We start from the raw sequence: 12,491 nt of genomic DNA, 5'->3' as shown, positions 1-12,491 counted from the left end.
CTGTTGATACTCAAGCATCATACAAGAGGGCTTTTTTTATTTCAAGTCCCCGAAAACGTTTCTAACAGGAATGCTCCCTTCAAATAAATATACCTCCTAATCATAACAATCCTAAAATGTTAAATCCATAACAAATTATATGTAATATTTAGTGGGAATCGTATATTTGTACTAGGATAATTTCTTTAAGTAAGGCTTTTATGATGGTTTTTTGAGCGGATACTGAAAAAATTGCAAAAAAAATCCTTGGAAATATTGGTATACTAGTTTTGAAGATTCATTTTTAAAAATTTCTAGATTAAGGGGGGATTGTCATGTTACTAGTTGTTATTCTATGTGTAATGTTGTGCATTTATTTCATGGAAAAAAATTATCGCAAAAGTACCTATTATCGGCTGACTAAAAATCATATTTTAACAGTTAAATGGAATAAAGGAAGACATGGTGAGTACTTAACTTCAAAAATAATTGAGAAGCATGCATCGAAAAGCCATAGGCAATTAGTCAATGTATATATTCCGAAAAGAAATTCGGATGAGTTAACAGAAATTGACCTGCTTTATATAGATAGAACTGGTTTATATGTGTTGGAATCAAAAAATTATAGTGGTTGGATTTTTGGAAATGAGGCACATCAGCAATGGACGCAAACAATGCCGAATAAGAAAAAAATATCAATTTCGCCTTGGCGTAATTGAGTCCGGATTTTGAATTGTGCTCGCACAATTCATTCCTTTGAAAATCCGTGACATCCGCCGGAGGCTTTATCTTCATTTGCTGAATGAAGATAAATTTTTTAATCCAATCCGTCAAAATGCTATACATACCCGAGCTATTCAAAATTTTTTAAAGCTGCCAAACAATGCCATCCATTCAGTTATTGTTTTTGGTGAAAGCTGTACATTGAAAAAAGTGGAGCTGACTTCCACTAATGTACATGTTATAAAACGAGAGGAGTTAAAACGTTTTATCCAAGCACGTCAAAAGTCTGCTAGTCCAATTTTCTCTAAAGGCGATATTCAAGCCATTTACAATCAGTTGCTACCACAAATGCAAATTTCCAAGGCAATGAAGAAAAAACATATTCGCATGATTCAGCAAAGATATGGAAAATCCTAAACGAAAAGGATATTAAAAAGGAGCGATAATATGCCAATATACAATAAATTGGTTCGCGATTTAATACCAGATTTAATAGAAGCCAGTGGCAAAAAATGTGAAATAAGAATATTAGAACAAGAAGAATATTTGGAAGAAATCAAAAGGAAAATGCAAGAGGAGGCTTTAGAGTTTAAGGAATCAGACTCACGAAAAGAGGCACTAGAAGAGCTTGCAGATATTTTGGAGTTAGTTTACGCAGCTATACATAAGTTTGGTGTTTCCAATGAGCAATTGGAGCAAATTCGTGCTCAGAAGAAAGAACAACGCGGAGGGTTTTCCAAAGGGATATATTTGATGGAAGTAGAGGAGTAGGTGAAAGAAACGTGTCACATGATTTAAGGATCGGTGAAATAAAGGAGAAATATATTACAGAGCATGAAATTTGGCAACATCTTAATCATTTTTATTATCGTTCAACTGTAGCAACTTCCTATAAATATGTGTTTTTTAAAGCATTACTTGAAAATCTATATAATGTGGATGATGAACTAACACTAAGCTATGACCAAATTTTTTATTCATTCACCAATATTTATTGGAATTTGGTCATCCATCATCAATTAACACAGTCCCCTAATAAAAATAAACCAGCTCGAGCTCAAACCATTTTGCAAAAGTATGTAAATGACTATAGTATTCCATCCGAATGGCAATTTGATCAACTTGCGGATTCTTTACAGTTGAAAATTGTCCATGATGTTAAACGTGACTGCAAGCAAAATGTGATTGGTGCATTTTATGGCGATACAGCAGGTGTATTCTATGCATTTGATATTAAACGTGCACAATTTCGTTTTAATCGTCCTGTTTATGAGTTTATGAAAAAATATCAGCGTGTTCTTATGAATTTAACAAATTATCATTTGGTAAAATATTTAGAGAAAGTGAATGTAGCAACAAGTACAATGGCTTTGCTAACCAAGATAGAAGTGATTTCAAAGCGTAGTTCATTAGAAACCTTTTACAAGGTGCTTTCACAATTTGAACAAAATCGATGTTTCTACTGTCAATGTGATTTATCATCTAGTCGCCGAAAAACACATGTCGACCATTTTATCCCATGGAGCTTTGTCCAAAATGATAATCTATGGAACTTAGTATTAGCCTGCAATGATTGTAATTTACAAAAGAGTGATAAAATTGCCACTCGCTTATATTTAGAAACAATGCTTATAAGAAATGATCATTTATCCTCCAGCATAAACGAATCTCTTTACTTTCGTACATATGAAAATACTAAACTTGTAGAATTATATGATTACTCAATAATGAATGGATACACAACCTTATGGGAACCAAAGAGGTTATAAGGTAAAGGTAGATATAATAATTTGGAATGTTTGCTGCTCCCTTTTTGAGATATAATTTTAATGACAAATTAAATTATGGAGGAATGTATATGGCAGATATTAAATATGAAATCATTGAAACACTCGCTGTTTTATCAGAGGGGAATAAGGGCTGGAAGAAGGAATTAAATCTAATTAGCTGGAATGGTAGGGAAGCCAAATTTGATATTCGAGATTGGTCAGAGGATCATACGAAAATGGGAAAAGGTGTTACGCTTTCACCCGCTGAAATGAAGATCTTAGCAGAGACACTTTCGAAATTATCAACTTCAAAAATATAAACGAAGGAGCCGTTTTGTGCGGCTCCTTTTAACCATTTTTTAACGTACTTGAAGCTGATCTTCTACTAATTTAGTTAGTTGGTTAATAGCTAATTTGTCTGCATAGACCTTTATCTTCTCAGAAATAATATAAGAGGCAACTTTCTGCATTTTTTTGTTAGAAAAAAGGATGTTATTTTTATTTTTAATTAGTTGCCAATCTTTTTTATTGCGCTCTAGATGAATACTTGTATCTGTTGGAGAGGAGCAAACAATAGCCTTATCTTTCGTTGGCAGAACCTTTGATAATTTTGCCTTGTTCTTTGGTTCTACATATTGGAATGTTACTTGTGTACGTTTACGTTCTGCATCTAGCGTATTGACTAATTGTAAGCCTTCCGGTGTTTTTAATGTATAAGTTGGCGCTGTAACACAAATGGTAGATGGAAAAACATCGATAACTTGCCGTAATTGCTGTATGGATGGCGCTGATTTAAGATTTATTTTTTGGTTATTTTTAATATCTCGACGTTTTACGCGATTTTTCCGAAGCTGAGACATGATGGATGCACTTTCTGAGCCACTAGTGGCAAAGCTTTCAATAATATGTAGTAGATCTTGTTGGAATTCATCGCAAAATTGTAGTTCCCTTGCTTCGTTTTTCATGGCATCATCATAGGATTGGAGCTCATCCTTTAGTTGATGGACAAGCTGGAAGATTGTTTGAAGATTTTGTTGACTATTCAATATAGAAATTCACCTCCATAAAATACTTTATTTTAGATCTTCTAAAATAATGAGGGTTTTGAAAGCATTGATATGAAGCAAATTGATAGGGGTTAGCTATAAATTAGCCCCAATAGCCTTTAAACTCTCACTAAATACAGATACAGTTTGGGCCTCCATCTCTTTTAAAATGTGGCCATAAACTGTATAGATCAGCTCAGGAGTATTTCCTAATCGTTCGGCAATCTCCTTAACAGGGATACCATTATTCTTTAGGTTTGTAGCATATGTATGCCGCACCGCTTCGACAGATGAGGAAAAGAAAGTATTACATGAACTTATTATATGACATCCAAGAAATTTCATCCAGATGCGCCTTAGGATGATGGCAGTAAAATGAAGCTCCTCAGCAATTTAAAAGAGCAATGGGGGCTGTGAAAATGATAGTGCTTAGTTGATGAGTCTAGTCATATTCATTTAGAGTTATAAAAATACAGCCAAACTACACCGTTAGCTCAATAAACAGACGTAGAAGATTCTTCACGCCTGTTTTGTTTACTATTTATTTTACTAATTGCTCATCCCCATATTCATCCACTATATAAGCTTGAGACTTCGCAGCTTCTTCGATTTCTTTAAATGCCCAATGTGTCGTTTTCACATCCGCAAAGCTTGGTATTGTGACACCTTGCAATGGACCACGCTCAAACATATGATTCATCATCACAACAGCTTGTGCTCTTGTTAGATGGGCATCTGGTGCAAAGCTACCATCTTGACGACCATTGATAATACCCGCAATACGATTTGCTTCAATAATCCACTGTGCCCAGTGTCCTTTTGTATCGTTGAAGGTAATCTCTACATTTTCTTCAATGTTAAATTGCTTAAAGTTTGCGATTACTGTTGCCATTTGTGCACATGTATATTTTCCTCTGCTCGGAAATTACCATTCGCATCCCCATTCATTATGCCTTGTTCTTTCACAAAGGCAATACATAATAATGAAATAATAGGTATGGTTAGAACGGATACAAGTACTACTATGACGTATTTGGCACACTACGCAATCCCAAACTACTTTGAAGAAGGAAAGGCTAGAAAGAAGGAGTAGTAAGAATATACAAGACGTAGTTACGAGGAAAGTTTCAAGCGTACCTTCAGTCATTATTCAGGCAATGTCGCATTAGTAGTTACTTCACCGCTACACAAAGTAACTACACAGTTTATGAAAGGTAAGTTAAACATGAAATATATTGTGATATATCCAATAAACTCGTCTAGGGATGATGCAGCAAAATGAAGTTCCTCACACCTCCTAATATATAGTTCATTCAATGTTGAATATTGCTTATGCCATTTGATTACTACAACTATAAAGAAAAATCGCATCCTAATTAAAATTTAAATTCATATTTTCTGGTTCAATAGCTAATCATCAATTCCTTCAAAAATTACTAAAAAATGAAATGGGAAATTAAATAACCTTCTGTTAGTATTAAAGGAAGGGAGGAATAATATGAGAATAATTACTTTTATTACTACAGTATTGTTAGCGTTTGTATTAATGCCTATAGGAAACATTCATGCGGCTTTGATTCAATTTAGTGATGTTTCTGAGAAGCATAGTAACTATGAGGATATAATGTATTTGTTAGAGAGGGGAATCGTAGCGCCTACGAAAACATATGGCGTGAATGATATTGTAACGCGTGAGGAAGTTGCGGTTATGGTCGCAAAAGCAGTCGGACTTAGCGGTACTCAAAGACCTACAAAATTCAACGATGTCCCTGAACATAGTCCAAATAGCGGTTATATCCAATCTGCAGTTGAACAAGGGATTATTAAGGGCTATGAAGATGGCACATTTAAGCCAAACGTAAAAGTTACTCGTGGTCATATGGCTACTTTCATCGCACGTGCCTTTAATTTACCAAGCGGCAAAGAGACTTTTAAAGATGTTCCTAAAAATAGCACAGCATATGAAGCGGTCCAACAACTAATTGCAGCAGGAATAACAAATGGCTATGAGGACGGGACATTTAGACCTTTGAACAATTTAACTAGAGGTCATATTTCAGCATTTTTAGCACGCGCACATAAATATGAAAATGCTAATAAAGAGAAGAAATCTGTTGAAGAGCCAATAATCACCAAAAAGCCATACAAAATAGATTTAGATTATTTAACAGATGAAGAAAAAGAATTGGCAACATTAATCAATGTATACCGAGAATCATTAGGACTGAAACCATTCACAATTTCAAGGTCACTAACTACAGTAGCGAGGGCACATGTAATCGATTCTAATAATTATTCTCCTTCACAAGGGGTGGATCAGCGGGGAATTAAATGTAACTTACATAGCTGGTCTACCAATGGTTCTTGGTCACCGGTTTGTTACACAAGCGACCACCAGTATGCAAAACAAATGTGGGATAAACCACGGGAATTAACGTCTTACAATGGAAATGGCTTCGAAATTTCAGCTAGTTCTATTGGTATAAGTCCTTCAAAGGCGCTTGACATGTGGAAAAATTCTACGGGACATAACGATGTCATTATCGGTGCTGAAAGTTGGTCCACGTTAACAGTAATGGGTGTAGGGATTAATGGAAACTATTCACATGTGTGGTTTGGAAAAGAACCTGATTATGCTTTGCCAATAGAGTGATTAAATTATTCTCTACACACATTAGTTATCTTTCTGAAGAAGCCCAGGTACTCAATTTATTTGAGCCTGGGCTTCTTTCTAAGCAGCTTCCGTTAATTCTTCTTATTCAATAAATGTTTTTCTTCCTGGATTTATTTTATTGATACGAATATTGATTTTACTAATTGAATCCTCTGTTAATGGAACTTTTCCCTCAGACTCTAACTTTTTCCATACCTTTACGTTCTTCCTATAAAGCAATTCGGACAATCGATAAACATCTGCGTTTAATTTTAGACCTTCTTTGTAGGTCTCTTTTATTTCTGCAGACATTTGTTTTATTATTTCTTCTCGTATTTCTTCTATCGAAACTTTGCCACTAATTCCACTAATGGTAGCATCAACTACTAAATTAAATTCAAACTTCACATGATTTTTGTTTACAATAGGTTTCACTTCGACCTTTAGTTTGTCAATAGTGGAGGTTAAATATTCTTCATTTTTTAATTTAAACGTAATTTCACCACGATTTGTCTCAGTATGAGACCATTGATAACCTCTTGCTGATTTATTTAATATGGTCCCCTTGAATCCATCTTTTGAAAGTATGCCTATACCTGAAAAAAGCGTATTTTCTGTTAATTCTTCTGACGTTTCCCAATTTTTATTCATTGAAATATAAGGAAGGGTAACCTCATGATTTGGTTCATTCAATCCAATTATGATATCTCTTAAATTTCTGGGCAAGATAAATGTTTCGTCTTTCATCGGATTTATGGGGTTACTTAATTTTGATACAGCATGCGAACCTTCTAATAGTGGCGTTGTGAGCAATATTTCATTCATAGAATCTTTTGTACAATAGATCCAAATTTGGTACCGCGTATCCCTATAGCGAATAAATGTATCAATCGCTGGAATACTCCGTTCGTCCTTTAAAGCACTTTCGGAGAAGACCATATATCTCATCAGCCCCCAAAAAATCTTTTGGTCACTTGAGTCATATAATTTATATATCGCCTCGTCAACTGTCCTTCCTTTCGCGTAACCCACTTCAGCTGCTACAATACTAGGATTTGGCTGTTCTGATTTCGCCACCCTGTCAAAATTGATAAATTGTACATACACTTCATACTGATTATCCTTAAAGTCAACACCGACAGCGTTAATATAATACATTCTTTGAGGTTCATCAGCATCCCAACAACCTGATAACAAAAATGAACTAATTATAATTACGAAAAGGGGAAAGAGATATTTTTTCATGTTTATCCTCCCAAAGCTAAGTGAATAAGATAATTGCAAAGAATATTAAGAACCGTCAAAATGTAAGAAGTAGGTTTTGTTCGTTGTAATTTACCTAACGTTGTTTAGTATAGACTTATGAGTAAGGATTTAAAAAAATTTTTTTCACTTCTAATTCTAAAGTGCCAAATAGATTAAAATGTTTTGATATAGAAGAGAGAGCTGTATTTGTAGGAGCATATAACAAGTCTTTGGAGCGTTTGAGTAAAATCATCATATATTAGAAGAAACTCTTTATAAAGAGCGTCCAGTACCTTTCTATAATTGGTTAATGAGCGAGATGAACCTTTTGGAGGATAATATAGATAGTAGATGAATTATGTTAAGGTAAGACACTCTAATTTTGTTGAGTCTTTTACATTAATGTACTTTCATTGTTAGATTATTAGATTACTGTATATAATACTAATAAATTATGTTTTAAAAAAAGAAGTTGAGTAGGAGGATAATAATAATGGAAGATGAGAAAATACCAAAAGTCGGGGTTGGAGCAGTTATACTAGATGAAAATAACCGGATTTTACTTGTATTACGTAAGAAATCGCCTGAATCAGGCTATTGGAGTTTACCTGGTGGCAAAGTCGATTATATGGAAACAATAGAAAATGCCGTAATACGTGAGATTAAGGAAGAGCTCGGAGTTGACATCAAAATTGAACGATTAGTATGTGTTACAAATCATATTGTTAAGTCGGAAGATGTTCATTATGTTGCTCCTACTTTCATCGCTCATATTACTAAGGGGAATGTACAAAATAAAGAGCCTCATGCTTTAGAAAAAGTACAATGGTTCCCAATAAATGATATACCAGAGAACATTACGATTACAACAGACTATGCTCTTAAACAGTTGAAATGGAAAAGGAATTATTAGTCATTAATCGTATTACTGCGATAAAAACTACTAAGTTATATTACCTAAACAAATAGTGTTAAAAACAAACGTCCAGGACTCATTAAAAGGTGAGTGCCTGGTTTTTTAGTTTCTGCCTCAAATGGTAGATTTTCATCAAAAATGGTAACAATTGGTTAATATCCGAATTGCTTTCAATAGTGCAAAGTGAACCATCGTTAGATAATTGGCTGGAATGGGAAAACTTATCTAAATAAATTTTAAATGAGGTATTATTAAACTAAACCAGCAGTAAAGTTAAAGAAGAAAAATTAATATCAACTGTTAATAACAGGTGTGAATCTTATAATAAGTAGTGTTGTTAGCAAATAAAAAGAGGTGTTTTCATGAAGTTAGATGAGTTTACAATTGGAGACGTGTTCGAAACTAAATCATACAAATTAACAAAAGAGAATATTATGAAGTTTGCAGATGAATTTGACCCGCAATATATGCATTTAGATGAGGAAAAAGCAAATCAGGGAAGATTTAATGGAATCATTGCTTCTGGAATACATACACTAGCTATTTCATTTAAGTTATGGGTCGAAGAAGGTAGATATGGTGAGGATATTATTGCTGGAACAAAAATGAATAATATTAAATTTATAAAACCAGTGTATCCTGATGATGAATTACACATCATTGTTGAGGTTCTTGATAAGAAATCTACAAAGAATAAAACGGGTCTCCTTACGGTATTGTTATCTACTTTCAATGATAAGGAAGAAAAAGTTTTTGAGGGTGACTTAACCGTATTGATAAAGCGATGAAGGTTATTTTAAAAAGTAATCTTTTTCAACTAGCAGAGGGCTTTAGTTGAAAAAAGACCACGCTGTGATAGAATAAATGGAAATATTTATCCAAATGAAAGAATTGAAGTATTATTAAACAAAGCAGTTTAGTTTAAGTAAGAGTGTTATAATTTTAAAATCAAAATAGAGTAGGAGATGCGGTATATGTCTGATTGCTGTACAACAGATACAACAGATACAAAAGAACTAGTTTCTGAAAAAAGTGATTCTAAGTTTTGTCCATCTTGTAAAGTAAAAGGTAATAAGGTAAAAATAATTACATTAAAATCAATGTTAAAACCATCAGTACTAGATTCTTTGAATTCCGATTTAGTTCATTTTTTTGCGCTTCAGAGGATTGTGGTGTTGTTTACTTTGATACAGATAAAAAGACTTTCTCAACATCAGTAATTAAAGTTCCTGTTTATCAAAAAGATGATTCTCTTACTGTACCTATCTGCTATTGTTTTGAATGGACAAGAGATAAAATTAACAAATATGTGGAAGATGGACTTTCTTCAAAGCCATTGGAACACATTCGTCAAAATGTAAAAGAAAATAGATGTGGTTGTGATGTAAATAATCCTCAGGGTAGATGCTGTATGGGGAATGTTACAAAATATATAAAAAGCCTTTAAATTTCAAACACACTTTTTTCACTAACTGAAGCTTTAGCTGAATAAACTAAAAAGACCATTCCGTGATGGGGCTGGTCTTAAAGTTAGTTTCATTAGAAAAAGAGGCGACTTCGGGCGACCAAGAAATTAAATAAATACAGATTTCTTTGGATTTAAGTGTAGCCCATTGGAAAGTACGTGGACTAAATGGGCTACAATACACACTTTTGGATATAAAAAGCCTTGCTTTGCTTAGAGTCTGAATTTGAATACTACTCTATTTTGCAGGATGAATGTTAACTAAACGCTATAATGCAAGTGGAATGTTCCAGTGCTATTTGGCTTGTTAGAATGAATGCGGATTTTTAGTGATGTCTGTGAAAAAGTATTTGTCTTAATAGTCGTTGATAACTTCTGTCCCTGAAGTACTGCTTTAAAACTTTTATGTTCAGGATAATTCGTATCTATATACACATCAAAGACTGAGCCATCTGGTGCTCCATCTATCCAACCATCTGCACTGATATTTACTGGACAATATTTTGAATACTCAAATGTCCAGTCTCCGTTCCCATTAAATGAAATATTTTCCTCTATATCTCCACTTATACCTTCTTGAGGAACAGGCGTTAAGTCTACTGTATTTTCATTATCTGATAGTTCAGCATACTTTAACGCTGTTTCGCCTAATTTTTTCAAATACTCTTTATACTCCATAAAATACACCTCTTCCTTTTATTGTGAAATTATTTCCTATATATTGTATGTTAAGGCACAATAATCTAATATTCAACGTTATTATACATTTTTAAACGTTAAGTATTCTTAACGTAAGAATAAAGCCTTTAATATGAAATTTGCCATTTCTATAGGTTTATTACATACCTAAATGAAAGTATCAAACGGCTAGTGATTTGTATTTTAACAATGTAAAATATGTTTAAGAGTCATCTTCTGTCGATTCAAACGGATTATATGAAGAGGCTCAAATTTCGAGTTAGTTTTAAATATGATGAATGGAGGATACATAGTGGATAATTTTTTTAATCAAATTTCAACTTTTTTAAAAATATCATTACCTCAAGAAGTAATGAATGCTTTCGACAATCCAATCTACATGAAGCGCAAGAATGATTTTTTAATACGTTTATTATCCTTTGAAGAAGCAACAGAAATGTATTTATTCCTTAATGAAGATATTAATAGTTCAGAAGTTTTCCCATTATGGACAGATGATGATTCCAATTATGTTGGTGTTTACATGTTTGGGTCACTAACAGGCAAAGTTTGCTTTATAAACCATGAGGAAATAGACTTGTCCCCAGTATATCCTAATGTACAAACGTTCATAAAAATCCTATTAGAAAATCCTGAAAGTGATTGGTATGAACTTCCGAAATATTACCCCATGTCCAAAGCGCATACTGATGAACTGCTATTAAGGCAGGATGTACAAGCCATTATAGAATTGAAAAACCTTCTTAAAAACCCTGAATTAGATGAAGAAAAAAGAACTCAATATTTGTTTTCAATTATGGCTTTAACTCCTTACACACAATTACATGAAATAATCCCCCTGTTGGAAGACACGGATATGTGGGTACAAGAGAGAGCTGCTGAAATTCTAGGTTTCCATAGATACTTGCCCGCTAGAGAAAAATTAAATTGGGTTAAAGAACACGGGCAATATAACGGGAAAATGGCAGCTGAAATAGCGTTAAGAAGGATAAGAATGGAATTAAAGGGCTAAAACAAAAAGAAGCAAACCTATTAGATATTTGTTTTTTATTAATCTCTACATATTGCTACTGTTGCTATTTAAATGATAACTAATCATTAAAAAAAGAGCCTATATCGATAATTTCCAGGTATCCAGGCTCTTAATTTCAATGATAAGTTGTTGTTAGATATTAACACTATATGAAGTATTAAATTATTCTTTTATATAAATTTCGCAATATCTTTTAAAGCTAGGCGAGATGAGCCATAAGCTGGTGCAGCTGCTTTGCCAATAGCGATTAAAACAATTGGAACTAGATGATCTGCTAATTCAAAGTGTTTTGCAAAAGCTTCCTTATTGAAGCCTCCCATTGTAACGGTATCGTAGCCCATGTCTTTAGCTAAAAGCATGATTTGCATAGAAATTAAGCCTGCATCGAAGGTTGCTATATTTTTTAGAATTTCTTTAGGCAGATTTGGGTAGAGCTTTAACGAATTTTCGATCATACTATTTTTTGTTGCCTCATCCATATAGCCCTGCTCGAAGTTTTTCGTGTAAACTTCCTCAACATTTTTGTACATTTCCATATCACCTAATACAGCAATAATAGCGGAGGCAGTTTCTACTTGCTCCTGGTTATTAGCAATCTGGCGTAATTCTTTTTTTACAGTTGGATCTTGAATCACTAAAAAGCGCCATGGTTGTAAATTACTTGATGATGGGGCTGTTGTTGCCTCCACAAGTAATTCCTCTAACTCTGCTTGTGGGATTTTGAAATTGACCTCATATTTGCGTACCGATTTTCGCTCATGCATTACTTTATTTAAATAACTTTTTGTTATCGTCATTGTTTAAAAAAACCCCTTTTTCCTATGATGAAATTTACTATACGATAGTTTTTTAAAAAATCCAAGTAAGTTGCTCGAATTAGAGTGTTTTAATTTGCGTATTATTTATCAATAGAAATCATAGTAGAATTTGATTACTTACCCATCATAATGGTATACCTCTCAT

General features: G+C 33.4%; 14 protein-coding genes and 1 pseudogene. 10 read left to right on the top strand and 5 right to left on the bottom strand.

Annotated features, from left to right (window positions below):
• Positions 1-314: 314 nt before the first annotated feature.
• From AC3WOM_RS19620 to AC3WOM_RS19600, 5 genes are all read left to right on the top strand, one after another.
• Positions 315-698, top strand: a complete 384-nt coding sequence (locus tag AC3WOM_RS19620; RefSeq protein WP_492448049.1) for a nuclease-related domain-containing protein — start codon at positions 315-317, stop codon at positions 696-698.
• Positions 699-774: 76 nt separating this feature from the next.
• Entirely contained in the window at positions 775-1,119 is a 345-nt protein-coding gene (locus AC3WOM_RS19615; RefSeq protein ID WP_492448048.1) for a nuclease-related domain-containing protein, read from the top strand.
• Positions 1,120-1,149: 30 nt separating this feature from the next.
• The gene (locus tag AC3WOM_RS19610; protein WP_427548932.1) at positions 1,150-1,473 is read left to right on the top strand and encodes a pyrophosphohydrolase domain-containing protein; all 324 of its coding nucleotides are present in this window, start codon (positions 1,150-1,152) and stop codon (positions 1,471-1,473) included.
• 11 nt (positions 1,474-1,484) lie between these two features.
• On the top strand, positions 1,485-2,471 hold the full coding sequence (locus AC3WOM_RS19605; protein ID WP_492448047.1) for an HNH endonuclease signature motif containing protein: 987 nt from the start codon (positions 1,485-1,487) through the stop codon (positions 2,469-2,471).
• 89 nt (positions 2,472-2,560) lie between these two features.
• Positions 2,561-2,791, top strand: coding sequence for a YdbC family protein (locus AC3WOM_RS19600; protein WP_492448046.1), 231 nt, complete (start codon positions 2,561-2,563; stop codon positions 2,789-2,791).
• Between the two features lie 39 nt (positions 2,792-2,830).
• On the opposite strand, the gene AC3WOM_RS19595 is transcribed toward AC3WOM_RS19600, so the two are convergent.
• Positions 2,831-3,517 (bottom strand): hypothetical protein, encoded by a 687-nt coding sequence (locus tag AC3WOM_RS19595; protein WP_492448045.1) that lies wholly within the window; start codon positions 3,515-3,517, stop codon positions 2,831-2,833.
• 541 nt (positions 3,518-4,058) lie between these two features.
• Entirely contained in the window at positions 4,059-4,409 is a 351-nt protein-coding gene (locus tag AC3WOM_RS19590) for an S-layer homology domain-containing protein (RefSeq protein WP_492448044.1), read from the bottom strand.
• Between the two features lie 606 nt (positions 4,410-5,015).
• Here AC3WOM_RS19590 and AC3WOM_RS19585 point away from each other — a divergent pair.
• Entirely contained in the window at positions 5,016-6,170 is a 1,155-nt protein-coding gene (locus tag AC3WOM_RS19585; protein WP_492448043.1) for a CAP and S-layer homology domain-containing protein, read from the top strand.
• A 102-nt stretch (positions 6,171-6,272) separates the two neighbouring features.
• Here the strand turns inward: AC3WOM_RS19585 and AC3WOM_RS19580 are convergent, their stop codons facing one another.
• Positions 6,273-7,415 carry a Ger(x)C family spore germination protein gene (locus AC3WOM_RS19580; protein WP_492448042.1) on the bottom strand — a complete coding sequence of 381 codons (1,143 nt, stop codon included), beginning with the start codon at positions 7,413-7,415 and terminating at the stop codon, positions 6,273-6,275.
• A 493-nt stretch (positions 7,416-7,908) separates the two neighbouring features.
• On the opposite strand from AC3WOM_RS19580, the gene AC3WOM_RS19575 reads away from it, so the two are divergent.
• From AC3WOM_RS19575 to AC3WOM_RS19565, 3 genes and pseudogenes are all read left to right on the top strand, one after another.
• Entirely contained in the window at positions 7,909-8,328 is a 420-nt protein-coding gene (locus tag AC3WOM_RS19575; protein WP_492448041.1) for an NUDIX domain-containing protein, read from the top strand.
• Between the two features lie 365 nt (positions 8,329-8,693).
• A complete protein-coding gene (locus tag AC3WOM_RS19570; protein ID WP_492448040.1) occupies positions 8,694-9,119 on the top strand; it encodes a MaoC family dehydratase in 426 nt (141 codons plus the stop codon).
• Positions 9,120-9,305: 186 nt separating this feature from the next.
• A pseudogene (locus AC3WOM_RS19565) lies at positions 9,306-9,778 on the top strand (putative iron-sulfur cluster-binding metallochaperone).
• 279 nt (positions 9,779-10,057) lie between these two features.
• Here the strand turns inward: AC3WOM_RS19565 and AC3WOM_RS19560 are convergent.
• Positions 10,058-10,474, bottom strand: a complete 417-nt coding sequence (locus tag AC3WOM_RS19560) for a hypothetical protein (RefSeq protein ID WP_492448039.1) — start codon at positions 10,472-10,474, stop codon at positions 10,058-10,060.
• A gap of 313 nt (positions 10,475-10,787) precedes the next feature.
• On the opposite strand from AC3WOM_RS19560, the gene AC3WOM_RS19555 reads away from it, so the two are divergent.
• Positions 10,788-11,507 carry a hypothetical protein gene (locus AC3WOM_RS19555; protein WP_492448038.1) on the top strand — a complete coding sequence of 240 codons (720 nt, stop codon included), beginning with the start codon at positions 10,788-10,790 and terminating at the stop codon, positions 11,505-11,507.
• A 191-nt stretch (positions 11,508-11,698) separates the two neighbouring features.
• On the opposite strand, the gene AC3WOM_RS19550 is transcribed toward AC3WOM_RS19555, so the two are convergent.
• Positions 11,699-12,325: a nitroreductase family protein gene (locus AC3WOM_RS19550; RefSeq protein ID WP_492448037.1), complete on the bottom strand. Its 627-nt coding sequence runs from the start codon at positions 12,323-12,325 to the stop codon at positions 11,699-11,701.
• Positions 12,326-12,491 lie beyond the last annotated feature (166 nt).

This window comes from Lysinibacillus sp. FW301-JW8 (assembly GCF_058788755.1).
This window is presented reverse-complemented; position numbering and strand designations above follow the sequence as displayed.

Coding starts and splice junctions, on each gene's coding strand:
- AC3WOM_RS19620 (WP_492448049.1), top strand. CDS start 315: ATGTTACTAGTTGTTATTCTATGTGTAATGTTGTGCATTTATTTCATG.
- AC3WOM_RS19610 (WP_427548932.1), top strand. CDS start 1,150: ATGCCAATATACAATAAATTGGTTCGCGATTTAATACCAGATTTAATA.
- AC3WOM_RS19600 (WP_492448046.1), top strand. CDS start 2,561: ATGGCAGATATTAAATATGAAATCATTGAAACACTCGCTGTTTTATCA.
- AC3WOM_RS19590 (WP_492448044.1), bottom strand. CDS start 4,409: ATGGCAACAGTAATCGCAAACTTTAAGCAATTTAACATTGAAGAAAAT.
- AC3WOM_RS19585 (WP_492448043.1), top strand. CDS start 5,016: ATGAGAATAATTACTTTTATTACTACAGTATTGTTAGCGTTTGTATTA.
- AC3WOM_RS19580 (WP_492448042.1), bottom strand. CDS start 7,415: ATGAAAAAATATCTCTTTCCCCTTTTCGTAATTATAATTAGTTCATTT.
- AC3WOM_RS19575 (WP_492448041.1), top strand. CDS start 7,909: ATGGAAGATGAGAAAATACCAAAAGTCGGGGTTGGAGCAGTTATACTA.
- AC3WOM_RS19570 (WP_492448040.1), top strand. CDS start 8,694: ATGAAGTTAGATGAGTTTACAATTGGAGACGTGTTCGAAACTAAATCA.
- AC3WOM_RS19560 (WP_492448039.1), bottom strand. CDS start 10,474: ATGGAGTATAAAGAGTATTTGAAAAAATTAGGCGAAACAGCGTTAAAG.
- AC3WOM_RS19550 (WP_492448037.1), bottom strand. CDS start 12,325: ATGACGATAACAAAAAGTTATTTAAATAAAGTAATGCATGAGCGAAAA.